The sequence below is a fragment of the Flavobacteriales bacterium genome (genome assembly GCA_026129465.1).
Lineage (GTDB): Bacteria > Bacteroidota > Bacteroidia > Flavobacteriales_F > PHOS-HE28 > PHOS-HE28.
On sequence record JAHCIA010000001.1, the window covers coordinates 2,005,232 to 2,031,353 of the forward strand.

At 62.9% G+C, this 26,122-nt stretch carries 20 protein-coding genes; 18 read left to right on the forward strand and 2 right to left on the reverse strand.

Going from position 1 to position 26,122, the window contains the following annotated elements:
* Positions 1–53: 53 nt before the first annotated feature.
* The 10 genes from KIT10_08625 (at position 54) to KIT10_08670 (ending at position 10,455) form a co-directional block, all read left to right on the forward strand.
* The gene (locus KIT10_08625) at positions 54–1,685 is read left to right on the forward strand and encodes a hypothetical protein (GenBank protein MCW5899322.1); all 1,632 of its coding nucleotides are present in this window, start codon (positions 54–56) and stop codon (positions 1,683–1,685) included.
* Between the two features lie 68 nt (positions 1,686–1,753).
* Positions 1,754–2,317 (forward strand): cupin domain-containing protein, encoded by a 564-nt coding sequence (locus KIT10_08630; protein ID MCW5899323.1) that lies wholly within the window; start codon positions 1,754–1,756, stop codon positions 2,315–2,317.
* A 24-nt stretch (positions 2,318–2,341) separates the two neighbouring features.
* Positions 2,342–3,760 (forward strand): chloride channel protein, encoded by a 1,419-nt coding sequence (locus tag KIT10_08635; protein MCW5899324.1) that lies wholly within the window; start codon positions 2,342–2,344, stop codon positions 3,758–3,760.
* A 54-nt stretch (positions 3,761–3,814) separates the two neighbouring features.
* The gene (locus KIT10_08640) at positions 3,815–5,668 is read left to right on the forward strand and encodes a T9SS type A sorting domain-containing protein (GenBank protein MCW5899325.1); all 1,854 of its coding nucleotides are present in this window, start codon (positions 3,815–3,817) and stop codon (positions 5,666–5,668) included.
* 6 nt (positions 5,669–5,674) lie between these two features.
* Positions 5,675–6,019: a hypothetical protein gene (locus tag KIT10_08645; protein ID MCW5899326.1), complete on the forward strand. Its 345-nt coding sequence runs from the start codon at positions 5,675–5,677 to the stop codon at positions 6,017–6,019.
* A gap of 56 nt (positions 6,020–6,075) precedes the next feature.
* Positions 6,076–6,870: a thymidylate synthase gene (locus KIT10_08650; GenBank protein MCW5899327.1), complete on the forward strand. Its 795-nt coding sequence runs from the start codon at positions 6,076–6,078 to the stop codon at positions 6,868–6,870.
* Positions 6,867–7,370 (forward strand): dihydrofolate reductase, encoded by a 504-nt coding sequence (locus KIT10_08655; GenBank protein MCW5899328.1) that lies wholly within the window; start codon positions 6,867–6,869, stop codon positions 7,368–7,370. Before KIT10_08650 ends, KIT10_08655 begins: the two co-directional genes overlap by 4 nt.
* A gap of 58 nt (positions 7,371–7,428) precedes the next feature.
* On the forward strand, positions 7,429–8,217 hold the full coding sequence (locus KIT10_08660; GenBank protein MCW5899329.1) for a hypothetical protein: 789 nt from the start codon (positions 7,429–7,431) through the stop codon (positions 8,215–8,217).
* A 328-nt stretch (positions 8,218–8,545) separates the two neighbouring features.
* Positions 8,546–9,670, forward strand: coding sequence for a histidine kinase (locus KIT10_08665; protein MCW5899330.1), 1,125 nt, complete (start codon positions 8,546–8,548; stop codon positions 9,668–9,670).
* The gene (locus KIT10_08670; protein MCW5899331.1) at positions 9,667–10,455 is read left to right on the forward strand and encodes a response regulator transcription factor; all 789 of its coding nucleotides are present in this window, start codon (positions 9,667–9,669) and stop codon (positions 10,453–10,455) included. Before KIT10_08665 ends, KIT10_08670 begins: the two co-directional genes overlap by 4 nt.
* A gap of 77 nt (positions 10,456–10,532) precedes the next feature.
* Here KIT10_08670 and KIT10_08675 read toward each other — a convergent pair whose 3' ends face one another.
* On the reverse strand, positions 10,533–10,889 hold the full coding sequence (locus KIT10_08675) for a four helix bundle protein (GenBank protein ID MCW5899332.1): 357 nt from the start codon (positions 10,887–10,889) through the stop codon (positions 10,533–10,535).
* A gap of 151 nt (positions 10,890–11,040) precedes the next feature.
* Here KIT10_08675 and KIT10_08680 point away from each other — a divergent pair, with 151 nt between their 5' ends.
* Positions 11,041–13,581, forward strand: a complete 2,541-nt coding sequence (locus KIT10_08680) for a PIG-L family deacetylase (GenBank protein MCW5899333.1) — start codon at positions 11,041–11,043, stop codon at positions 13,579–13,581.
* A gap of 103 nt (positions 13,582–13,684) precedes the next feature.
* Positions 13,685–14,998 carry an adenosylhomocysteinase gene (gene ahcY, locus KIT10_08685; protein ID MCW5899334.1) on the forward strand — a complete coding sequence of 438 codons (1,314 nt, stop codon included), beginning with the start codon at positions 13,685–13,687 and terminating at the stop codon, positions 14,996–14,998.
* Between the two features lie 140 nt (positions 14,999–15,138).
* Here ahcY and KIT10_08690 read toward each other — a convergent pair whose 3' ends face one another.
* Positions 15,139–15,567: a hypothetical protein gene (locus KIT10_08690; GenBank protein MCW5899335.1), complete on the reverse strand. Its 429-nt coding sequence runs from the start codon at positions 15,565–15,567 to the stop codon at positions 15,139–15,141.
* Between the two features lie 79 nt (positions 15,568–15,646).
* Here KIT10_08690 and KIT10_08695 point away from each other — a divergent pair, with 79 nt between their 5' ends.
* The 6 genes from KIT10_08695 to KIT10_08720 all read left to right on the forward strand — a co-directional run bounded on the left by KIT10_08695 (position 15,647) and on the right by KIT10_08720 (position 26,114).
* Entirely contained in the window at positions 15,647–15,946 is a 300-nt protein-coding gene (locus tag KIT10_08695; GenBank protein MCW5899336.1) for a hypothetical protein, read from the forward strand.
* Between the two features lie 253 nt (positions 15,947–16,199).
* Positions 16,200–19,949 (forward strand): carboxypeptidase regulatory-like domain-containing protein, encoded by a 3,750-nt coding sequence (locus KIT10_08700; GenBank protein ID MCW5899337.1) that lies wholly within the window; start codon positions 16,200–16,202, stop codon positions 19,947–19,949.
* 203 nt (positions 19,950–20,152) lie between these two features.
* Positions 20,153–24,064 (forward strand): T9SS C-terminal target domain-containing protein, encoded by a 3,912-nt coding sequence (locus KIT10_08705; GenBank protein MCW5899338.1) that lies wholly within the window; start codon positions 20,153–20,155, stop codon positions 24,062–24,064.
* 37 nt (positions 24,065–24,101) lie between these two features.
* Positions 24,102–25,154, forward strand: a complete 1,053-nt coding sequence (locus KIT10_08710; GenBank protein MCW5899339.1) for a PorV/PorQ family protein — start codon at positions 24,102–24,104, stop codon at positions 25,152–25,154.
* A gap of 97 nt (positions 25,155–25,251) precedes the next feature.
* Positions 25,252–25,725: a transcription elongation factor GreA gene (greA, locus tag KIT10_08715; protein MCW5899340.1), complete on the forward strand. Its 474-nt coding sequence runs from the start codon at positions 25,252–25,254 to the stop codon at positions 25,723–25,725.
* Entirely contained in the window at positions 25,725–26,114 is a 390-nt protein-coding gene (locus tag KIT10_08720) for an HIT family protein (protein MCW5899341.1), read from the forward strand. Before greA ends, KIT10_08720 begins: the two co-directional genes overlap by 1 nt.
* The last annotated feature ends 8 nt before the right edge of the window (positions 26,115–26,122 follow it).

Below are 26,122 nucleotides of genomic sequence, written 5' to 3' on the forward strand. Positions count from 1 at the left end.
GGGCGAAGGGAGGCACCCTTCAGGTTACTTTCACCTGCCCTACCCTGCCCGTCATGCTCCACCGCTTCCTGCTACTCTGCACGTTCCCGGTCATCACCGCGATCGCCTGTGCGCAAGCCACGCTCGTCCAGATGGGCGAGCCGTTCACCAAAACATTGAAAGGTTCCTCCGGCGATCTCTTCACCGTGGTGGATGGGATCTTCGCCGCCGATGGCCGGCACATCCTCTTCGTGGAAGAAGGCCTTACGCCGAAGGTGGTGCGGCTCGATGCGCAATTGCGGCCCACGGAGGAACTGGTGTTGAAGGACATCGTCGCCGATGGCTTGAAGTGGACGGCCGTGACGCCGATCGTGTCGGGCAACAGCATGCGCTGCCTGTTCGTGAGCAGCAACAAGAAGGAGAGCGTCTTCGGAGTGGCGGCCATTTCCACCGGCGGTGCGCTGGCCGTGGAAGCGATACGCCGCCTGGCCACCTTCGAGTTGCCCTATGCGAACGACCCTTCCAACACCATGGTGGCGCGGCCCCTGCCCGATCCGATCCTCTTCACACGCGGTCTGGCCTACGCGCAGCAGGAGCGGCTGGTATCATCGCCGGACGGAAAACTCCACCTGCTGAGCCACCACAGCCACAAGGGCAAGGGCAACAAGCGCTTCGCCTTCGCCTGCCTGGACAGCGACCTGCGCGTGCAATGGGAAGGTGCGGTGGAGCTGCCTTTCGCCGACAACAAGAGCACCATCCACCAGATCGCGGTGGATGATGGGGGAACCATCCACGTGCTCACCTACCTCTTCCAGTGCAAGAGCGAGGAACAACTCGGTGACAAGAACTGCCACGAACTGCACCTGAGTGTGATCTCCGCGCAGGGTCGCGAAGCGCGGCATGTGCTGCTGGAGAAAGGTTTTGTGAGCAGTGCGCGCATCCTGCCCCGCGGCGATGGGCGCATCGCCATGGCCCTGCGCTACGGCGCGCTCACCGGACTGCCCGGCATGATCGTGCAATTCGATCTGAAGGAACCGAAGCTGAAGCCCACGCCCATCACCGCACAGCGCCTGCCGAGCATCCGCAAGACGAAGCTCATGGCCTTCGGTGATCCGGCGGCCGATCCGCGCAAGCCCCTGCCGCGCACGGCCAAGGTGGCGAACGACATCGTAGCGTTGTGGGCCGTGCCGGACGGTGGCCTGCATGTGGTGGAGACCTTTCTCGATCCGATGTTCCAGTTGCAGATGGCCGACGCCATCGCCATCCGCCATTTGAGCGGACATGTGCGCATGGGCCATGTGGGCACCAACGACAGCATCACCTGGCAGCGCGAATCGCCGCGCGCGTTGCTGACCACCGCCGGACCGCAATACCATGGGACGGTGGCCATGCGCCGCCCGGAAGGCACATGGCTCTTCCACGGCCAGACACCGAAGGGCTACGAGGCCATCTTACGTGCGGGCAGCGAGGGCGCCAGTGGGCGGGGTGATGCGCCCGCCGAACCACAGGTGTTGCGCGCGGCCCTGATCGACGACAGCGGCAAGCCGGTGCGCGAAGGCACAGCGCTGTTGATGACGGACGACTTTGTGCCCTGTCCCATGGGCATGTTGCTGGAGCCTGACGGTATGCGTGCCTTGGTGAAACTCTACGACCGCGGCACGGGCTACCGCTTCGCGTTGGTGGACCTGGCCAGGTTGGGCGAGTGATCGGAGGGCAGGTCGTCGAAGCGTGAAGTAGCGTGCATTCAGAATATCAGCGCTTGACCCTGTGCGCCATGAACACGCCGATGCGGAACCCGATCACCGGTCAGGAACTGGAGATACTGCGCGGTGGCGAGGACACCGGTGGAGAACTGCTGGTGATGCGCAGCACCTTGCGGCCAGGCAGCCTGCCACCCTCGCCGCACTTCCACCCTGCGCAGCGCGAGGACTTCCGCGTGGAGCAGGGCGAGATCACGGTGCGGATGGAAGGCGCTTCGCGGGTATACCGCAAGGGCGAAACGCTGCACATCCCCGCAGGCGTGGTGCACAACATGTGGAACGCTGGCCGCGAAGTGGCGGTAGTGCATTGGGAAACGCGGCCCGCCTTGCGCACGGAAGCCTTCCTCCGCAACGCGTTCGGTCTGGCCGCCGATGGCAAGTGCACGGCCCAGGGCACCCCCACGCTGCCGCAAGCCAGCCTGTTGCTGCCCCGCTTCGCCGCCGAGTATCGCCTCGCATCGCCGCCAGTGTGGGTCCAGCGCATCGTGTTCGCAGTGCTGGCGCCGTTGGCCAGACTGCGCGGCCTGAAACCGGAATACCCCGCATACGCTGGCGGTACGCGTGCCCGATCGACTTGAACACGGGGTCTACATTTGGCCCCCATGTCCGCCAACCGTTTCGACGAGATCACGGACCGCGCGGTCAAGTACATCTCCGGCGGACTGGAGCGTGTGCGGCAATGGCTGATCCAGAGCCGTGCGCGCGAACTGGTGCTGCTGGCCCTGCCCTACCAGGTGGCCGCCGTGCTCACCGCCCTGGTGGCCGTGGGCTACGCCAAGCTCTTCCATTGGATGGAAGCGCGCAACATGGCCCTTTTGGAACAGGACCCGCGCTGGATCTTCGCCACGGCACCATTGGGCTTTCTGGTCTCCTGGTTCGTGGTGCGGCGCTTCGCCCCGCTGGCCGGCGGCAGCGGCATCCCGCAATTGATGGCCGCGATCGAAGTGGCCACGGAGAAGAAGCGTGACGCGTCGTGGCGCTTCCTCAATGTGCGCATCATCCTGGTGAAGATCACCGCGAGTCTGGCGCTGGTCTTCGGTGGCGGTGCCGCGGGCCGCGAAGGACCCACGCTGCAGATCGCCGGCAGCATCTACCGCGCCGTGCACAAGGTGTTGCCGCCCTTCTGGCCGCGTGTGAGCCGCCGCGTGATGATGATCACCGGGGGCGCGGCCGGATTGAGCGCCGCCTTCAACACGCCGCTGGGCGGGATCGTCTTCGCCGTGGAGGAACTGACCAAGACGCACATCGCGCAATTCCGCACGGCGGTGCTCACGGCGGTGATCATCAGTGGCATGACGGCGCAATGGCTGCTGGGCCCCTACCTCTTCCTGGGCTATCCCAAACTGCAGCCCGCCACCTTCTCCTTCATGTACAAGATCCTGGCGATCGCCGCGGTGGCGGGCCTGGCCGGCGCCGTATTCTGCCGTTTACTTCTGGCCGTGGACAAGCTGCGCCGCTCGCTGAAAGGCTTCGTCGCGCACGCGCTCTTCGCCATCGGCTGCGCCCTGCTCTTCGCGCTGGTGGTGCACTTCATCGGCATGCAGGCCGTGGGGTCCGGCAAAGGCGTGTTGGAGCGTTATCTCTTCGCAAGCGATGTGGGCGCCAGCGGGCGTGACGTGGCCGCGCGCATGCTGGGCCCGCTGTTCACCAGTTCCGCCGGTGGCGCGGGCGGCATCTTCGCGCCATCGCTCGCCGCAGGGGCCGCCATCGGTGGCTGGCTCACGGAAATGCTGGGCTTCGCGGGGAATCGCGGGCAGTTCAATCTGCTGGTGCTCGCCGGCATGACGGCCTTCCTCACCGGCGTGACGCGATCGCCCTTCACCAGCGCCATACTGGTGTTGGAGATGACCGACCGGCACAGCGCCATCTTCCAGTTGATGTACGCGGCGGTGATCGGCTACCTCATCGCCTACACCATCGACCGCAAGAGCTATTACGAGCGCATGCGCGACAAGCTGCTGGCGGCATTGCCGGGCTACAAGGCGGAGAATACCGTGGTGGTCACCGGCGACAGGACCTGACACCGGGTTCTTCCGGAACAGGTACATTGCAGGATGAACCAGTACCGACCAGCCATGTCCTTCCGACCCCTCCTCGCACTGCCCTTCCTGTTCCTCACCCTTTGTGCCCCGGCCCAGCAGCACGACCTGCCCGAAGGGATAGAGACCTTCATCAATGCCCTGGGGCAGGAAGTGCAGGTGGCCACCGCCGTGAGCTACCAGCTCACCCCGCCGGCGACGGAATGGCCCGTGGTGGATGAGGAGATGTCGCGATCACTGAAGAAGCCGCGCGAGGTCTTCAACAAGCGCATGTCCAACGAGGCGGTGAACCCCAACGCGCTTCCACTGGGGATGGACCCCGCGTTGCAGACCGCACCGCCGTTCCGCGCTACGCGCAACCCGATCGTGAACTTCCAAGGCCAGAACGGATCGGCCCAACCACCCGATCCATCCGGCGCCGCCGGGCCCGAGCACTATGTGCAGGCCGTGAACCTGTCGGTGCGGATCTACAACAAGACCGGCCAGGGCGTGGCCGGTCCTTTCACCCTGGCCAGCTTCTGGCCCGGCACGGGCAACTACGGCGACCCCATCGTGATGTACGACCGGCATGCCGACCGCTGGTTCATCTCCCAATTCCAATTCAACCCCAACCGCATCCTGGTGGCGATCAGTGTGACGAACAACCCCGCGGGGCAGTACCACGCGTACATGTTCTCGGTCAACCAATTCCCCGATTATCCGAAGTATTCCATCTGGTGGGACGGCTACTACATGACCTCCAACAGCAACCACACGGCCTGTGTGATGGAACGCGACCTGATGCTGGCCGGCGACCCCGGCGCGCGCATCATCACGTTGAGCGCGCCGCAATTGGGCACGGCCGGATTCCGCAGCGTGCTGCCCGCCGATGCCGATGGCCCGTTGCCGCCGGCCGGCACACCCTGCAACTTCTTCAACCTGGAGGACGACGCCTGGAACGGTGTCCCGGTGGACCGCATCAAGATCTACAGCATGACCACCAATTGGGTCACCCCGGCGAACACCAGCGTGGTGATGACGCAGACCCTGCCCACGCAGCCCTTCAGCACCAACTTCGGGCAGGGCTTCAACAACATCTCGCAGCCCGGCACCAACCAGAAGCTGGATGCGGTGCACCAGATCTTCTACTTCCGCGCCCAGCACATGCGCTTCATGACCCACAGTTCGTTGATGCTCTGCCACGTGGTGAACCTCGGTGGCGGGCATGCCGGCATCCGTTGGTATGAGCTGCGCGACGCGAACAACGGTGTGTGGAGCATACACCAGCAGGGCACCTGGGCGCCGGACAACGGCAGCCGCTGGATGGCCTCCATTTCCATGGACGAAGCGGGCAATATCGGTCTGGCCTATTCGCACACCGATGTGGCGCAGGTCATCTACCCCGGCCTGCGCTTCACCGGCCGGCTGGCGGGCGACCCCTTGGACCAGATGACCTTTGTGGAGACCGTGGCGCAGAACGGCACGGGAGCACAGAACGGCAGCAACCGCTACGGCGACTACAGCCACATGTCGCTGGATCCGGATGGGACCACCTTCTGGTTCACCGGTGAATTCCTCGTGGCCTCGGGCCAGCGCACGCGCATCTTCTCCTTCAACCTGGACATGTTCACCTCGGTGGAGGACCAACAATCCGTGGCCGCGCCTTCGATGGTGGCCGTGCCGCAGAATGGCGAATTACTGGTACAGGCCACAGGCCTCCCGACCGCACATGCGTTGGAGCTCCACCTCATCGGCATGGATGGGCGTTTGATCCGTTCCCGCGCCATACAAGCACCGGATGGCACGTGGAATGGGCGCGAGAACCTGGCCGGGCTGGCCGCGGGCATCTACTTCGCCCGCATCGGTGGCGGCGACTTCCAGAAGGTGACCCGTTTCCTGGTGGAACATTGAGCAGCCATGCGCATCCTCACCATCTCCACGCTGATCATCCTGCTCGTGGCCTGCAATGGCAAACGGCAGGGGACCGCCAGCAGCAGCAACAACGCCATGGAAGAAAGCGCGCCGGAAGGCATGCATCACGGCACCGTCACCACGGCCTTCGAAGCGGAAGGTTGTCCGCACCTGATCCTGTTGGACAACCCGCCGGATCGGGCCGACCCCTACCTGCTGCCCATCGGCCTGGACCAACGGATGCTGAAGGATGGCGTGAAACTGCGCTTCACCTACACGCCTTCGCGGGCACCTTCCGGGGCCTGTGGCAAGGGGATGCCGGCGGTGCTGGAGAATGTGACCGTGCGCTGATCGCACCCGGTCCGTTGTGACGCCCGCCCATCCGGAGGGATACCTTCGCGGTCGACATGCGCCAATACCACGACCTCCTCCGCCACATCCTGGATCACGGGGCGAACAAGACCGACCGCACCGGTACGGGCACCCTCAGCTGCTTCGGATACCAGATGCGCTTCGATCTCGCCGATGGCTTCCCGCTGCTCACCACCAAGAAGCTGCATGTGAAGAGCATCATCCACGAGCTGCTCTGGTTCCTGGCGGGCGACACCAACATCAAATACCTGCAAGAGAACGGCGTGAAGATCTGGGACGAGTGGGCCGATGCCGACGGTAACCTGGGGCCGGTCTACGGCTACCAATGGCGCAGCTGGCACACGCCCGATGGCCGCACCATCGACCAGATCGCCAACGTGGTGGAGATGATCAAAAAGAACCCGGACAGCCGCCGGTTGATCGTCACCGCATGGAACCCGGCCGACGTGGACCGCATGGCCCTGCCGCCCTGCCATGCCTTGTTCCAGTTCTATGTGGCCGAAGGGAGATTGAGCTGCCAACTCTACCAGCGCAGCGCCGACACCTTCCTGGGCGTGCCTTTCAACATCGCCAGCTATGCCTTGCTCACCTTGATGATGGCGCAGGTGTGCGGTCTGAAGCCGGGCGAGTTCGTCCACACTTTCGGTGACGTGCATCTCTACAGCGACCATCTGGACCAGGCCAGACTGCAACTGACGCGGGACTGTCGCCCCCTGCCGAAGATGGAGCTGGACCCGGGCATCACCGACCTCTTCGCCTTCCGCTTCGAGCACTTCACGCTGAAGGACTACGACCCGCACCCGCACATCAAGGCCGCCGTGAGCGTATGATCGTCAGTGCCATCGCGGCCGTGGCGGACAACGGCACCATCGGCATCGACGGCGACCTGCCCTGGCACCTGCCGGACGATCTGAAGTACTTCCAGCAGGTGACGCGCGGCCACCACGTGATCACCGGCCGGAAGAATTACGAGAGCATACCGCTGAAGTACCGCCCCCTGAAGGACCGTGTGAACATCGTGGTGACGCGCAACCCGGACTATGACGCGCCGGGAGCGGTGGTGACGGGTTCGCTGGATGAAGCGTTGGAACATGCCCGCCAGGCGGACGAGCGGGAGGTCTTCCTCATCGGCGGCGGCCAGATCTACCACGAAGCGATGCGGCGCGGCCTGGTGCAGCGACTCTATCTGACGCTGGTGCATGCCGACATCGCCGGCGACACGCACTTCCCCGTGATCGACCCCGCCGACTGGCGGGAACTCGGACGCACCTACCACCCGCCCGACGACCGGCATGCCCACGGATTCAGTTTCGTGACCCTCGAACGATAGTGCCGATCGAACCCGGCACGCCATTGGCCGTCATAGCTTCGAATCAACACCGCGACCCATGCGCACAGCTCTTCTCATCCTGCCCTTCACAGCGGTCCTGGCGCTCACTGCCTGCCGCAAGGAGACCACCTCCAATCCCGTGGACCGCGACTACACCGTGGCCGTGGACAACAGCCGCGCGGAATTCTTCTTCAATGACGCCCTCAAGCAGAGCGAGATCGCCTTCAAGGAGGGTGATGTGCCCTGCGCCGTGAGTGTGGCCCTGGACCTGCAGGCTGAGCCGCACACGCTGACGATCGACTTCGGCACGGAGAACTGCATGGGCACCGATGGGCTGAAGCGCCGTGGCAGACTCTTCGTCACGTTCACAGGACCTTACGGCCAGCAGGGCACGGTGATCGTCATCACCCCGCAGGACTACCACGTCAATGACCACTTGTTGCAGGGGAGCAAGACGGTGACCAACGCCGGCCCGAACAGTGATGGCCACACGTTCTTCACCGTGAATGTGCAAGGCACGGTGACCGCCCCGGATGGCAGCTGGACCAGCACGCACAACTACCAGCGCACCCGTACCTGGATCGAAGGCGAGGGCACCATGAACCCCTTCGACGACGTGTACCTGATCACCGGTGGCGGCAGCGGCGTGAACCGCAACGGACTGCCCTTCACGGTGCAGATCACCACGCCGCTGCGCGTGGAGATCGGCTGCCCGTGGATCATCAGCGGTGTGCAGGAGATCGTGCCGCAAGGCCTGCCCGCACGTGTGATCGACTTCGGCAACGGTTGCAACAACCAGGTGACGGTGACCGTGAACGGGTTCACTTTCACATTCGGCGGGGGATGACCTAGGCCGCCAGCCGATGGCGGAAAGTGCAAGGTGCAAGGGTGGAAGGTGCTGTCATCGCACCTTCCACCCTTGCCCTTTTCACCTGTTGTGTCCAGCCCGTCTGTAACATCCGGCATCACCGTTCGTCCCATCCCCGACCGTCCATCCGAATGATCTTGGGCGGCCCTGGGCACCCCGGTAGTTTCGTTCCCGCGCCGGCCAGGGCATTTCGCTCGGCACGAGGGTAACTGGACGCATCGCCCGGCCGGCCGGTTTCGGCGGTCCGCACGGCAGGGTCCCACGCGGATCCGCCGGCGGCCGTCCACAGTGCCGAAGAAAGAAGACCATGGATCCCGCTCCACGCACACCGGTCCGCTACCGGACGATCCTGATCACCGCGGGGGTGCTGGCCACGCTCTTCCTGTTCCAGGCCTACATGCACCACTTCGTCTACCGCGACCTGAAGGAGTTGGGGCCTTTCAATTGGTGGCGCGAGGCCCCGGTGCCCTACCTCAACTTCTTCTTCTGGGCGCTGCTGTGCCCGGTGGTGTATCGCATCCTGCGCCGTTGGCCCTTCACGCATCGGCCGCTGGCGCCCGTCATCGCGCTGCACCTGGGCCTGGCCCTGGTCATCGCCGCGGTGCATGAAGTGGTCACCTCCTTCATCTACTACGCCATCCTGCAGAGCATGGGCGAGTTCGACTTCGGCGATCCCTTCTATCGCGCTTGGGCCTTCCAGTCCCTGGCGCCGGGCATCTTCGGCCGCACCATGGAATACGGCGTGCTCATGGGCGTGCTGGTGGCGCTGGAGAACGCGCGCCTCCGCCGTCAGGAGCACGAGCAGCTGCTGCGCATCAGCCATGAGCTGCAGACCACACAGTTGAACGCGTTGCGCAAGCAACTGCAGCCGCATTTCCTTTTCAACACGCTGAATACCGTGAGCGCGCTGATGGACGAGAATGTCGCCTCGGCGCGCAAGGTGCTGAACCGTCTGGGCAGGTTGTTGCGCGTAACGCTGGACAAGGCGCAGCAGGACACGATCACCCTGGAACGCGAACTGGAGCATGTGGAGGACTACCTCGGCATCGAGGGCGAGCGTTTCCGCGACCGGTTGCGTGTGCGCTTCGACATCCCGGCATCCGTGCTGCATGTGCACGTACCGGGCATGCTGCTGCAGCCGCTGGTGGAGAACGCCATCAAGCACGGACCGGACGCGATACGCGGTGGCGTGGAGATCGTCATCACCGCCGAACGCCGGAACGGCACCCTGCTGCTGAGCGTACGCGATGATGGCCAGGGCTGTGCCGATACCGACAAGGCCATGAGCAACGGCGGCATCGGCCTGCGCAACGTGCGCGAACGATTGCGGCTGCTCTATGGCGAGGCCGCCGACTTCAGGATCGCTTCACCCGGCGGGAATGGCTTCATCGCCGACATCATGCTGCCCATCGAACAACGCAGGACCCCATGAAACACATCAGGACGATCATCGTGGATGATGAACCCGCCGCTCGGGCGCGTGTCGCACGATTGCTGGAACAGGAACCCGCCATCGACCTGCTGGGCGAATGCGGCAGCGGACCCGAAGCCCTGGAACGCGTGCGCGACCGGCGGCCCGACCTGCTCTTCCTGGATGTGCAGATGCCCGGCATGAACGGCTTCGAAGTGATGGAGCACCTGCACCGCGAGAACGGTGGCACCCCGGTCCCCTTCGTGGTCTTCATCACCGCGCACGACCAGTACGCCCTGAAGGCCTTCGATGTGAACGCCGTGGACTACCTGCTGAAACCCTTCGATGACGACCGCCTTTTCGCTTCAGTGGAGAAGGCGAAGCGTTTCATCGAGATGCGGCAGAGCACGAAGCTCACCGGCAAATTGATGGACCTGGTACGCGAACACATGCATGCCAACCACGAGTTCACCGAGCGTTTCATCATCCGCGAGAAAGGCCGCGAGTACACCGTGCGCACGGATGACATCGTCTACCTGAAGGCCGAGGGCAATTACCTGAGCCTCCAGTTGAAGGACCGGCACTTCCTGCACCGCATGACGATGAACGCCGTGGAGACCGACCTGGACCCGGCGCGCTTCCTGCGCATCCACCGCAGCTACATCGTGAACCTGGCCCATGTGCGCAACACGCGCTACAGCGGCAACAACGAATTCCTCTTCAGCATGGCCAACAACGAACGCATCGTGAGCGGCCGCAGCTACAAGGAGAAGATCGCCGAGGTGCTGGCGGAGCAGGTGGTGTGAATGCGATGCTGGCTACTGGCTGCTGGCCAAGTTCTCCCAAGTCTGGCAGCCGCAGCCAATAGCCAGCAGCGATCAACCTATGCATTGAGTACGCCCATGAAGGCACCCATCTTCTTCTGAACGGTCACGACCTTCTCCAGAAATTTGTTCACTACGGCTTCATCAACATACTTGCGACGCTGAAGGATCAGCATGCGTGTCTGTAGTTCGAAGGCCGATCCCAAGGCATATTCGAAATAGCGGAATTTCTCCTTTTCGCTTCGTCGTGAGCTTCCCTCGGCAATGTTGGATGCTATCGAACATGCAGCGTCGTCTGCTTGGTCCCGGATCTTGAACCCGGCTTTCGTATTTGGGATGGTTTCAAGGATATCCGTCACTTCAACGGCAATGTCCATTCCCAGCTGCCACATCTCCAGTTTGGTGAAGTCTCTCATAGTGGTCCGGTTTTTCCGAAGGTAGCTGCTGGCCATTGGCTGCTGGCTATTCGCCTTTAGCTGCTGGCTACTGGCCCCCTCAAGACCCACATGGCGGGATCGGCCAGTAGCCAGAGGCCAGCAGCGCACTCCCGCATTCTACCTTCGGCACATGCACTACGCCTTTTCTCGCGCACGACTTACCATCGTCGCACTCCTTGGCTTCACGCAAAGCGTATTCCCGCAACGCCCTCCCGCCCAGCCCCACGCCGCGGAGATCCTGCACCGCATGCAGAAGCTCAACGTGCTGGGCAGCGTGCTCTACATCGTGGCGCATCCCGACGACGAGAACACCCGCCTGATCGCCTGGCTGGCCAACGGCAAGAAGGTGCGCACCGGCAACCTCAGCCTCACGCGTGGCGATGGCGGACAGAACCTCATCGGACCCGAGTTGGGTGATGCGCTGGGCATCATCCGCACGCAGGAGCTGATGGAAGCGCGCCGCATCGACGGCGGGGAACAATTCTTCACCCGCGCGGTGGACTTTGGGTATAGCAAGACCGCTGCGGAAAGCTTTGATAAATGGGGCAAGCAGGAGGTGCTGAGCGATGTGGTGCGCGTGATCCGGATGTTCCGGCCCGATGTGATCATCACCCGCTTCGCGCCCGACCGCAGCGCGGGCCACGGCCACCACGAGGCCAGCGCCATCCTCGCCGAGGAGGCCTTCGACCTGGCCGGTGATCCCAAGGCGTTTCCTGAGCAACTGGAACAAGGCCTCGAACCATGGCAGCCGCGCCGCCTCTTCTTCAACGGCAGCACTTGGTGGAAGAAGGACCTGGCCGACATCGCGAAGAGCGACCCCGACTGGTTCAGCGTGGACGTGGGCGGCTACGACCCGCTGCTGGGCCTGAGCTACACGGAGATCGCCGGACGCAGCCGCAGCATGCACAAGAGCCAGGGCTTTGGCGCGGCGGAAACGCGGGGGGAATCGTTGGAGTATCTCAAGCTGATAAAAGGTGACAGGCCGAAGACGAAGGACATCTTCGAGGGGATCGACATGACGTGGGGGCGGGTGGGGCGACCCGAGATAGCGCGTTCGATCACGGAGATGATGTCGGCCTTCGATCTCAAGGATCCATCGAAGAGCATCGCTGCGTTGGAGCGGATCAGGCAAGCGGTCGATCGACCCAAGAACTCCAAACTCGAACGCAAGGTCTCATTGCAGTTGGAGGAACTCTTGAGGGTCTGCTCCGGCATGGTGGTGGAATCCCTTCTTCCGTCGGGAACCATCGCAGGCGGTGATGCCACCACCTACGACCTCCAGGCGGTGGATCGTGGGGGGCTCGGTTACGAGGTACGGAATATCGTCGTTGGCTTCCGGGAACCGGATCGCCAGCCGGTCACCGTTCCGCCATGGGGGAAAGTGGAGCGGAAGATGTCAGACCCACGAACGCTTGATGTGCCAGACATGCCCTACTGGCTTGACCTGTCGCACGGCGACCTTCATGTTCCAACCGATGCCGCCTACATCGGAATGCCGATCCTGCCAGGCAATTTGTACGGACAAATGGATATCGTGATCCCTGGCGCAGCTCCCATCCGCAGCGGACTTTCCCCCATGCACAAATGGGTCGACCGCGTGGCCGGTGAGCGCATCCGCCCGGTGTACGTCACGCCCGTGGCTTCGGTGATCCCGAAGAGCGATGTGCTCATCGCCACTGGCGGCACGCAGAGCATCACCGTGGAGGTGGAGGCGCTCACCGACAGCCTCACCGGTCAGTTGAACGTGACGCTGCCCGAAGGCTGGGGCACCACCAAGGACCTGAAGCTGGTACACATCGCCAAGCGCAACGAGCGGCAGGGCTTCACCTTTCAGTTGATGCCATCAGCCAACGCGAAAGGTGGTCCGGTGAAGTTCGAGTTCAGCGGGCCGAAGGGGAAGGCCGATCGCACGCTGCACGAGATCGACTACCCGCATATCATGCCCCAGGTGTACTACACGCCCGCCGAGGTGAAGCTGGTGCCGCTGGATGTGAAGTCCACCGCCAAACGCGTGGGCTACGTGAAGGGCGCGGGCGATGAAGTGCCGCAGGCCATGGAGCAACTGGGTGTGGTGGTGGAGTTCATCGAACCCGCTTCAGCCAAGCTGGAGGAGCTGAAGAAGTACGACGCCATCGTCACCGGCATCCGCGCCTACAACGCCACCAAGGGCATGAAGGAGCTGCACCCGCTGCTGCTGCGCTACGTGGAGGAGGGCGGCACGCTCATCGTGCAGTACAACACCACGCCGCGCTTCTTCTCCGGCGCCAGCGATTTCCAGATCGATCCCGCCACGCTGGGGCCGCATCCCTTCACCATCGGTCGCGGACGTGTCACCGTGGAGGAAGCGCCGCCCACCTTCCTCGATCCCAAGCACGCATTGCTCAATACACCGAACACCATCACCGCCGCTGACTTCGAAGGCTGGGTGCAGGAACGCGGCCTCTACTTCGCCACCGACTTCGGCACCCACTACACGCCCCTGATCGCATGGAACGACCCCGGCGAAGAACCGCTGAACGGCGCGCTGATCGTGGCGGACCATGGCAAGGGACGGTTCATCTATACGGGGATCAGCTTCTTCCGGCAGTTGCCGGCGGGGGTGCCGGGAGCGTATCGGCTGTTCGCGAATCTGATATCGCCAAGGGCGGCGGCTGGGGAAGGCAACAAGTGACCATGTGGCCACCCGGCCTGACGAACCATCTGGTCAGCAGCGCGTTCTTCCGAACCACTGTCCCATCCCATCCTCCTACCTTTGCGACCCGATGGAAACGACCATGCCCAAGACCACTGAACAACTGAAGTACAAGGTGAAGGATATCTCCCTGGCCGATTGGGGCCGGAAGGAGATCGAACTGGCCGAGGCCGAGATGCCGGGCCTGATGGCGCTGCGCGAGCGCTACGGCAAGGAGAAGCCCCTGGCCGGAGCACGCATCGCGGGCTGCCTGCACATGACCATCCAGACCGCCGTGCTGATCGAGACCCTTAAGGAGCTCGGCGCCGAGGTGAGCTGGAGCAGCTGCAACATCTTCAGCACCCAGGACCATGCCGCCGCCGCCATCGCCGCAGCGGGCATCCCCGTGTACGCCTGGAAGGGCATGAACAACGAGGAGTTCGACTGGTGCATCGAGCAGACGCTCTTCGCCTTCCCCGATGGCCAGCCGCTGAACATGATCCTCGATGATGGTGGTGACCTCACCAACATGGTCTTCGACAAATACCCCGAGTTGATCAAGGGTATCCGCGGCCTGAGCGAGGAGACCACCACTGGTGTGCTGCGGCTGCGCGACCGCGAGAAGGCGGGCACCCTGCCGATGCCGGCCATCAATGTGAACGACAGTGTCACCAAGAGCAAGTTCGATAACAAGTACGGCTGCAAGGAGAGCGCCGTGGACGCCATCCGCCGGGCCACCGACATCATGATGGCCGGCAAGGTGGCCGTGGTTTGCGGCTACGGCGATGTGGGCAAGGGCACGGCCGCTTCCCTGCGTGGCGCCGGCGCCCGCGTGGTGGTCACCGAGATCGACCCCATCTGCGCCCTTCAGGCCGCCATGGACGGTTATGAGGTGAAGCAACTCGACACGGTGATCGGCCGGGTGGACATCGTCATCACGGCCACGGGCAACTTCAACATCGTCACCGAGCGCCATTTCCGCGCCTTGAAGGACAAGGCCATCGTGTGCAACATCGGCCACTTCGACAACGAGATCGACATGGCCTGGCTGAACAAGGCCTACGGCCACACCAAAGTGGAGATCAAGCCGCAGGTGGACAAGTACAATGTGGACGGCAGGGACATCATCATCCTGGCCGAAGGCCGCCTGGTGAACCTGGGTTGCGCCACCGGCCACCCCAGCTTTGTGATGAGCAACAGCTTCACCAACCAGACGCTGGCGCAGATCGAACTGTGGAAGTACCACGACAAGTACGAGAACAAGGTGTATGTGCTGCCCAAGCACCTCGATGAGATGGTGGCGCGACTGCACCTGGAGAAGATCGGTGTGGAACTCGAGGAGCTTTCCAACGAGCAGGCCAAGTACATCGGCGTGCCGAAAGAGGGGCCGTTCAAGAGTGATGAATACCGGTACTGAGGAAGATGAGAGGTTGGAGGATGAGGGGTTGATGACCGGTTCATGAGATAGGAAGGGGTCGGCTAACGCCGACCCCTTCGCTTTTCAGCGGGGGTGCTTCACCCTTCAAACCAGCGCAGGGGCCCGAACGCGTCCCAGCCTCAGTTGTAGATCCTCAGGATCGTGCCGTTGAAGGCCGTGTTGTAGGGCTGCAGCGGCAGGGCGGACGGCCCTTGGGTGACGCTGCCATCCATGATCAAGTAGGCCGATCCGCAGCAGAGCGTATCGCGCGCGATCACCTCGCTGTCATCCACATACACCCGGCAATAGTCCTGGGGCTGATAGGGGCAATGCCGGTCCATGGCCATGAACTCCGCCATGGACTTGCGGTAGACGATGATCCCCATGGATCCACCGGTGAGATAGAGCCAGCCTCCCGGCACGGACAGGTCCGCATAGGCCGGGTTGTTCACGTTGATGGTGATGTCCACCGGCGTCAAGGGCACGCCACCTGGACGGTCCTTGCGGCACGCGCCCAGCACCGTGGCCAAGGACAAAAAGGCGATCAGGATATGAGCGATGCGGCGCATGTCAATGGTCCATCCCTGGGGTTCGACAATCAAAGGTAGACATGCCAGGAACGGTGATGCGGGCGTTATCCTTGCATCCATGTTGCGCCAGTTGATGCGGATGATCCTGGTGGCCACCCTGTGGTGCGCCCTTCCACCGGTGGCGGTGGCGCAGGACGGCATCAGCAAGAAACAGTTCGAGAAGAACCAGGCCAAGAAGAAGAAGGAGGACGCCAAAGCCCGCAAGACGAAGGAGAAGGAGGACCGCAAGCACCACCTCTCCATCCAGGACAAGGAGTCGCGCAAGCGCATCAAGCGGAACTTGAAGCATTCCGACAAGGGCAAGCCCGGCGCGCCGCGCGACCGCTTCCCGCCGGCACTGTTCAAGCGGAAAAGGTAGCCCAGACCTGTATAGGTATGCCATGATCTTGGCGCGGACCACCTCCGCCATGGATCGCCCATGCGGATATCTTTCCCGCCGATGATGGGAAGCCCATGCGCGCACACCCTTCCGACACGGTCGCAGCATACGCCGAAACCCTTACGGGGACAAGCATTTCCCGCGTATCAAGGAAAATTTTGCCGATCCGGGATCTTCCTATATTTACGCCCCCTCGTTGCGCAGTACCGCTGAACGATAAACCTTTCCGTTGATGGTGAGAAGGCTATTCTCCACAGTCGCCCTGTTCCCTTTGGTGATGGCACTGCATGCCCAACAAGGCACCGGCAGTCTACGGGGCAAGATCACCGATAACAAATCCGGCGAACCCCTGCCGTTCGTGAACGTCGTGCTGGAGCGCGGCGGCCAGCAGGTGACGGGGGCGGCCTCGGACTTCAACGGTGCTTACGACATCAAGCCGATCGACCCCGGCACCTATGATGTGGTGGTGACCTACGTGGGTTACCAGCCCTACAAGCAGGTGGGCGTGGTGGTGAGCGCCAACCGCATCACCTTCCTGGACCTGAAGCTCACCCAGGGTATCGAGCTGAAGGAATTCGAGGTGGTGCAATACACCGTGCCCCTGATCGACCGCGACGGCGGGGCCAGCGGTGGCACGGTGACCCGTGAGGACATCGCCAAGATGCCCGGCCGTTCGGCGGCCTCCATCGCCACCACGGTGGCGGGCACCAGCGATGCCGGCACGGGCGGGGGCATCAGCATCCGCGGCGCGCGCGCCGAGAACACCTATTACTATATAGATGGTGTGAAGGTGCCCGCAGGCGCCGGCACCGGTCTGCCCAAGAGCGCCATTGAGGAGGTGCAGGTGATCACCGGCGGGGTGCCCGCCAACTATGGCGACGTGACCGGTGGTCTGATCAACATCACCACTCGTGGCCCAAGCCGGAACTTCTTCGGTGGGGTGGAATACCTTACTTCCGGTTACAAGTTCGGAGAAGACATCACCACCGTGTACGGCCTGGACAAATACGGCTTCAATCAATTGGAGGCCAGCCTCTCGGGCCCGCTGCTGTTCAAGAAGGACAGCATCGGCAACAAGACCAAACCCCTGATCGGCTTCTTCCTCTCGGGCCAGTACAGCAACATCGTGGATGGCCGTCCGCTCTACACGGGTGACGTGCGCGTAAGGCCCGAAGTGCGCGACTTCCTGCTGGAGAACCCTGTGCGCCTATTCCAGAGCGGCGTGAATGATTACACCCTGGTCTATGGCAGCGAGTATCTGCGCACCAGTGATACCGAAATGCTGAAGACCCGCCAGAACGCCGGCGAGATCTACTACCTGGGCTCCGGCAAGATCGACATCACCACCACCCCCACCATCAACCTGAGCGTGGGTGGTTCGGTGGACTACAGCAACCGCCAGATCTTCAACCGCCGCAACTCCCTGCTGAACGCGGACAACAACACCCGCATCAAGGAGAGCACCTGGCGCACCTTCGTGCGCTTCACCCAGCGCTTCCAGAACCGCACCGATGAGGAGGAGAAGCGCGCCACGATCAAGAACGCCTACTACTCCCTGCAACTGGACTACTCGCGGTACCAGAACAACGTGGAGGACTTCGTCCATGGCGACCGCTTCTTCGACTATGGTTATGTAGGCAAGTTCATCACCCACAGGGCGCCGCAGTTCGAGTTCCGCAACGGACGATGGGACCAGATCGGTGAGCGCGACACCTTGGTGACCTTCACCCCTGGCACCCAGAACCCGGACCTGGCCGCGGTCAACAACTTCTACTTCAACGCCTTCGCACCGGAGCAATTCCCCATACAGGAGCTCTTCGGCGCACCGGGCGGCAGCGACCCCAACTATGTGGGCTTCTACCAGAACTTCCAGGAGACGGTGGCCCGTGGCGTGCTGTGGAACGGCATGCGCCCGGCTTCGCTGTACCAGCTCTGGAACAACATCGGCTTCATCGACGACCCCAACGGTGCGCCCTTCCGCCGCCGCCAGAACGATCAGGTACGTTTCACGGCCATGGGCAGCGCCGACATCGGCCAGCATGCCGTAATGGTGGGGGTGGAATACGAGCAACTGACCCAGCGCCGCTATGATCTGGCTCCGGTGGGCCTGTGGACGCGCGGTCGCCAGTTGGCCAACTTCCACATCGAGGAGTGGCAGGACACGGCCGTGACCAACATCGCGCTGCTGCCCCAGAGCCCCTTCCCCTTCTACTTCTATTCGCGGAACCGCGGCGACGACCAGCGCTACTTCGACCGCAGTCTGCGTGAAGCCCTGGGCCTGGACCCCAACGGCCTGGACTACATCGACATCGACGCCCTTGATCCCGGGGTCTTCAGCCTGGACATGTTCTCCCCGGACGAGCTGATCAACGACGGCAACAACCTGGTGAGCTATGTGGGCTATGACCACCTGGGCAACCGCCTCACGGGCCGCCCAAGCTTCAACAGCTTCTTCGACGAGAAGGACGTGAACGGCAACTTCACCCGTTTGCAGGCGCCCTTCCAGCCGATCTACATGGCCGGCTATGTGATGGACAAATTCGCCTTCGACGACATCATCTTCAACGTGGGTGTGCGCGTGGACCGTTACGACGCGAACCAGAACGTGTTGAAGGACATGTACCTGTGGCAGGACGCCTACACCGCCGGATCGAGCGTGCCAGACGTATCGATCTCCGAACAGCTGGCCAACCGCCCGGGCAACATCGGCAACGACTACGTGGTGTACGTGGACAACTACGAAAGTCCGAACGTCATCAAGGGTTACCGTAATGGCGACATCTGGTACAGCGCCACGGGCGTGGAACTGGCCGATGGCACCAGCCTGCAGGAAGGCGGCTCCATCCGACCTTATCTGATCGAACGTGGCAACGCCGGCAGCCTCATCGGCAGCAACCTGAGCAAGGAAGCCTTCCGCGACTATGCGCCCGCGGTGAACGTGATGCCCCGCATCGCCTTCTCCTTCCCCATCAGCGATGAGGCCGTCTTCTTCGCCCACTACGATGTGCTGACCCAGCGCCCGAACGCCATCCAGAGCCGATTGGACCTGATCGGCTACGCCTACATCGAGAACACAGGCGAGATCCTGACCAACCCGAACCTGCGTCCCACGAAGACCATCGATTATGAACTGGGTTTCCAGCAGGTACTGACCAAGAGTTCCTCGCTGAAGATCGCCGCCTTCTACCGCGAATTGCGTGACCAGATCCAGATCCGCAACGTGCTGAACGCCTGGCCGCGTGACTATCGCACCTACGACAACTTCGACTTCGGCACCGTCAAGGGCTTCAGCCTGGCCTACGACCTGCGCCGCACGGGCAACGTGTGGATGCGCCTGGGCTACACCCTGCAGTTCGCCGACGGCACCGGTTCCGGCCCGAACACGGGCATCAACCTGATCAACTCCGGCCAGCCGAACCTGCGAACCATTTCGCCGCTCGACTTCGACCAGCGCCACCGCTTCCAAGCGACCGTCGATTTCCGCTACGGTGGTGGCAAGGACTACAACGGACCGATGCTGTTCGATACGCCCATCCTCCAGCGCACGGGCGTGAACTTCGTGAGCATCCTGGGCAGCGGCACGCCGTACAGCCGCAGCAGCCAGGTGGTGAACGAGGGTGCCGGTTCGGGCAACTACCGTCTCGACGGATCGCTCAATGGCGCGCGCCTGCCCTGGCAGTTCGTCACCGACATGCAGATCGACCGCGACATCCCGTTGAAGTTCGGCGGTGAGGGCGACAAGGCCAAGAGCGCCAACCTGAACGTCTTCCTGCTGGTGACGAACCTGTTCAACACCCGCAACATCATCAACGTGTACCGCTTCACCGGCTCGCCCGACAACGACGGCTTCCTGGCCCTGCTGACGGACCGCAGCCAGGTGGACCCCGACGCCTTCCGCGATCTGTACACGCTTCGGATCGAGAACCCCTTCAATTTCGGCCTCCCACGCCAGATCCGCCTGGGTGTCCGATTCGACTTCTGATGCACAAACGACCACACACCATGAAAGGCACTCACAGCGCGTTTTCCACCAGAACCTTCGCTCTGAGTCTCGCCGCGTGTCTGGGCATGTATGCCTGGGCTATCGCACCACCCGCGGGTTCGGGCTACAACGCCCCCCCACCGCCACCCCCACAAGGGTCGGCGAAGGCGGCCAGTTGCGCACCCTCTTCGCGCATCATACAGTTGAACTTCAACAACGTGCGTGCGGTGATCGAGAACGGCGGCAACAAGTGGACCCGCCGCGCCTCGGGACGCTCGGGCTATGAAGTGCCCAAAACCGCCGATTTCAGCGGCCCCAACGCGATCTACACGGGTGCCCTGTGGATGGGCGGGCTTTCGCCCGACAACCAGTTGAAGATCGCCGCGGTGCTCTACCGCGCCAGCGGTCGCAATGATTTCTGGCCAGGCCCGCTGACCGTGACGGGTGATGCTTCCGTGGACTTCGATGTGTGCCAGCAATACGACCGTTTCTGGCAGACCAAGCGCAGCCAGGCCGAAGCCCACATCCAGTGGAAACTCTGCTCAGAGGACCCCGAGTGCGACTTGGAGGTGCTCTTCCCCAATGGCTATTCGATACCCCCGGATTTCATCACCTGGCCCGCCATGGGCAATGTGGACGCCGGACAGGCGCTCTACCTGGCGCCTTTCGTGGACTGGGACGGTGATGGTTTCTACAACCCATTCGACGGCGACTATCCGGACTACGGCTTCAACCTCTCCGTGGAGGACTGCAAATCGAAATTCCGCGAGGATCCCGTGCCCCTCTTCGGTGACGACAACATCTTCTGGATCTTCAACGACAAGGGCAACGTGCATACCGAGACCCAGGGCCAGCCCATCGGCCTGGAAGTGCAGGCCCAGGCTTTCTCGTTCAACTCGAACGACGAGATCAACAACATGACCTTCTACAACTACGTGGTGATCAACCGGGGCACGCAGACCCTGCTCAACACGTATTTCGGCCACTTCGTGGACCCCGACGTGGGCTGCTCCAACGACGACTTCACCGGCTGCGATGTGCAGCGCGGTCTGGGCTTCTGCTACAACTGGAGCGATGTGGACGAGCCCTGCCTGGGTGCCGTGGGCTATGGAGGCCCCAATCCGCCGCCGCCCGCCATCGGCGTGGACTTCTTCGAGGGTCCCTTCCAGGACTATGACGACATCGACAACCCCGGCCCCCTCCAGGGTCTGAGCTGCCAGGAGTACCAGCAGCAGGGCGGTATTCCCTACAATGGCATCGGCATCGGTTACGGCGACGGTGTGATCGACAATGAGCGCTTCGGCATGCGCGCCTTCATCTACTTCAACCGGGAGGGCAACCCGAACCTGACCGACCCCGCCAACGCCACGCACTTCTACAACTACCTGCGTTCCATCTGGAAGAACAACCGCCCGCAGACCTACGGCGGCAATGGCTACAGCGAGGACCCCAACGCCCTACGCGCCTTCTACATGTTCCCCTGGAGCACCGACCCCGTGGGCTGGGGTACCGACTGCGCACCGCAGGCCGACTGGCGCGAACTGGAGCAGACCCCTGCCCAGCCCGACCGCCGATTCGCCCAGAGCGCAGGTCCTTTCACCCTGGAGCCGGGCGCATACAACAACATCACGGTGGGTGTGGTCTACGCCCGTGCTTCGCAAGGCGGCGCCGTGGCCAGCGTGGAACTGATGCGCCTGGCCGACGACAAGGCCCAGGCCCTCTTCGACAACTGCTTCAAGATCCTCGATGGTCCCGACGCACCTGATCTGGACATCCGGGAACTGGACCGCGAGCTGATCGTCTTCCTGCTCAATCCGCCGGGCAGCAACAACGAGAACGAGAACTACCAGGAACTCGATCCCACCATTCCCGCCACCGACGTGAACGGCAACCCCTACGATCGCTTCTACCGCTTCCAGGGCTACAAGCTCTACCAGCTGAAGGACGCCACCGTGAGCGTTTCCGACATCGAGGACGTGAACAAGGCGCGCCTGGTCTACCAAGCCGACAAGAAGGACGGCATCGGGCAGATCATCAACTACCTCTACGATCCGACCCTGGACCTGGCCGTACCGCGTGAGATGGTGAATGGCGCTGATGAGGGCATCAAGCATGCCGTGCGGATCACCGAGGACGCCTTCGCCCAAGGCGACAAGCAACTGGTGAACTTCAAGAGCTATTACTTCCTGGCGATCACGTACGGGTACAACAACTTCGAGGATTACAACGTGGCCTCCGGTTCCGGCCAGGCCTTCCGTTACGTGGCTGGCCGCAAAGCCGCCTTCGGTGCCATCCGATCCTACGTGGGCATCCCGCACAAGCCCGCTCCGGGCAATGGTGGTACGATCCAGAACGCGCAGTTCGGTGATCAGATGCAGGTGACCCGCTGGGAGGGTGCCGGCAACGGTGGGCTGCGCCTGGAGTTGACGGCCGAATCCGAGAACGCCATCACCGCCGGTCCGCCCTGGCGCAGTGACAAGCTGGTCTACAAGACCGGCGCAGGTCCGATCAATGTGCGCGTGGTGGACCCGCTGAGCGTGCCCGAGGCCGACTTCGAAGTCTGGTTCCAGGACTCCATCACCCCGAACAATCTGGATGATGCTTACTGGTACATCAAGAATCTGTCGACCGACCAGACGGTGTTCAGCGACCGCGTGATAAACCTGGAGTATGAACAGCTGTTCCCGCAGTGGGGCATCTCGGTGACCATCGGTCAAACGTTCTACCCCTTCGATGCGAGCAACAACCTGACGACCCTGCCCATCGGCAATGGCGCGATCAGTTTCGCCGATCCCTCCAAGGCTTGGTTGACGGGCATCCCCGATGGCGAAGGCCCTATCCCCACCAACTGGATCCGTTCGGGCACCCAGACCTTTGATGCGACCATCTACAACGACCGCGCGGGACGCGACAACGAGCAGTTGTATGAGCGCCTGTTGGGCGGCACGTGGGCGCCTTGGGCCTTGGTGGGCCAGGCTTCCTTCCAACCGAGCAACAACCAGCAGGTGTCGCTCACCCAGAGCAGTGCTTCCTTCCTCCACGAGACACCGAGCATCCAGGTGGTCTTCACCAAGGACAAGAGCAAGTGGTCGCGCGCCGTGGTGCTGGAGAATGAAGGCAGCACGGCTCCCGTGCTCGCTGAAGGTGGTGCCGCCAAGCTTGCGCTGCGTGCCGCCCCGAGCATAGACAAGGAAGGTCGCAAGGCCGGCAGCCCCGGCGCCAACAATGACGAAGCCACCTTGGGCGGCGAGCAGCCCACCGGGGCCGGCTGGTTCCCGGGCTACGCCATCGACCTGGAGACCGGCGAACGCCTGAACATCGCCTACTCGGAGAACAGCTTCTGGGGTGGCGAGATCGGGCGCGACATGATCTGGAACCCCAGTTCGGAGCTCTTCACCGACGCCGGTGAGCCGGTCTTCGGCGGATGCCACTGGATCTACGTCTTCAAGAACGACCGCCGCCAAGCCGCCGGTGCTGCCAACTCCGAGATCCGCATCCCGGGTTATGACGAGTGCCGCTTCATCTACACGACGATCCAAAGCACACAGCCCGAGCCTCTGCGCCGCGTGTTCCGCGCCGTGGGCTGGGTGGGCAGCGCCATGCTGGTGCCTGGCCGCCAATTGCTGGAGACCGACGTGCGCATCGTGCTGAACGTGGAGCGCAAGTACACCCGTTACGTGGACTACCCCGGTTCACTGGCGCCGATCAATCCCGAGCGCAACAACGGCCTGCCGCTGTACAGCTTCAGCACGCGCGGGCTGCAGACCGAGACCGGTGTGCTCGCCGTGGCCAACGAGGCGCTGGACATGATCAACATCGTGCCCAACCCCTACAACGCCTTCAGCGGCTATGAGACATCGCGTCTGGACAACCGGGTGAAGTTCATCAACCTGCCACAGACGTGCACGATCTCCATCTACAACGTGGGCGGCACCCTGGTGCGGAAGTTCCGCAAGGACAACGACCTCACCTACCTGGATTGGGACCTGAAGAACCAGAACAACATCCCGATCGCGGGCGGCGTGTACATCTGCCATGTGGACGTACCCGGCGTGGGCGAGAAAGTGATCAAGTGGTTCGGCACGTTGCGGCCGCTCGATCTGCAGAACTTCTGATACGCGATTGAAGACCCTCCATACAAGGATGCACGAGATGATGCGTACGAAACAACGGCTGGCCGCCGCCGCGGCCCTGGTGGCCCTGGGCACCCTGCCCGCCTGGGCGGGCAACCCCGACCGCGCGGGATCGGCGGGCGCCACACAACTGCTGATCAACCCCTGGGCGCGATCGGCCGGGTGGGGCCTGGCCAACACCGCCTCCATCCGCGGGGTGGAGTCCATGTTCGGCAACATCGCGGGCCTGGCCCACGTGGGCCGCACCGAGGTGCTCTTCACCAACACCACCTGGCTGTCGGGGGCGGGCGTGCAGATCAACAGCGTGGGGCTTGGCCAGCATGTGGGCGCATCCGGCGTGCTGGGCTTCTCGGCCACCACCATGTCCTTCGGTGAACTGGAGGTGACCACGGTGGACGTGCCCGAAGGCGGCCGGGGAACCTTCAGCCCCAGCCTGGCGAACATCGGGGTATCCTACGCCAAGAGCTTCTCCAACAGCATCCACGGCGGCATGCTCCTGCGCGTGGTGAGTGAGGCCATCTCGAACGTGCGCACCAGCGGCATCTGCTTCGACGCCGGCATCCAATACGTGACCGGTCCGCTGGACAACGTGCATTTCGGCATCGCGTTGAAGAACGTGGGACCCGCCATGCAATTCGCCGGCGATGGTCTTTCGGTGCAGGGCCTTCTGGTGCAGGGCAGCGACCAGTTGACGCTGGAACAGCGCTCGGACCGTTTCGAGATCCCCTCCCTGCTCACGATCGGCTTCTCCTACGACTGGCACGTGAACGACATGCACCGCCTGAGCTTCGCCGGGACCTTCGTGTCGAACTCCTTTACGAAGGACCAGGGCATCCTCGGTGTGGAGTACGCCTTCCGCAAGATGGTACACCTGCGCGCGGGCTACCTGTATGAGGATGGCATCACCAACGATGCGGAACGCACCACCGTCTTCACCGGCCCCAGCGCCGGTCTGAGCGTGGACTTTCCCTTCGGCGATGAGAAAAAGTCCGCTCTGGCCATCGACTACGGCTATCGCGCCACGAACCCCTTCTCCGGCGTACACAGCATCGGCCTGCGCATCACGCTCTGATCACATAACACCCTTCTTGGAAGAGGACCTCACGGGGTCCTCTTCCATTCTATCCACCCGTTGTGGACGAGTATCCCGCCGAAACCGGCACCGCCCCATGAGCACCCCGGCCTACTACACCGAAGAAGGTCTCCGCAAACTGCAGGAAGAACTGCATCGTCTGAAGACCGTGGACCGCCCACATCTGAGCCAGCAGATCGCCGACGCGCGCGACAAGGGCGACCTGAGCGAGAACGCCGAATACCACGCGGCCAAGGAGGAACAAGGGCTGTTGGAGGCGCGCATCGCCAAAATGGAGGAGCAGATGGCCAACGCCCGGCTGATCGACAGCTCACGCCTGGACGACTCGCGCGTGTACATCCACAGCCGCGTGGTGGTGCGCCATGTGGACAAAGGCAGCCGGCACGAATTCATCCTGGTGGCCGAGACCGAAGTGGACATCAAGCTGGGCAAGATCAGCGTGGGTTCGCCCATCGGCAAGGGGTTGCTGGGCAAGGCCCGCGGTGAGGTGGCCGAAGTGGAGACCCCGGCCGGTATCACGCGTTTCGAAGTGATCGAGATCACCCGCTGATGGCCTCCATTTTCACCCGGATCGTGCGCGGTGAGATCCCCTGCCACAAGGTGGCCGAGGACGATCGGCACCTCGCCTTTCTGGACATCAACCCCTTGCGCGCCGGCCACACCCTGGTGATCCCCAAGATCGAAGTGGACTATCTGTTCGACCTGGACGATGATGTGCTCGCCGGTCTGCTGCCCTTCGGCAAACTGGTGGCCCACAAGATCAGCGCGGTGGTGCCCTGCGCGCGCATCGGGCTCACGGTGATCGGCCTGGAGGTGCCCCACGCGCACATCCACCTCATTCCGATCGATGGTGTCCACGACATGGAATTCAGCCGGCCCAAGCTGCGCATGACGCAGGACGAACTGGCGGCGCTGGCGAAGCGCATCAGGGAAGCGTGAGCGGCGGT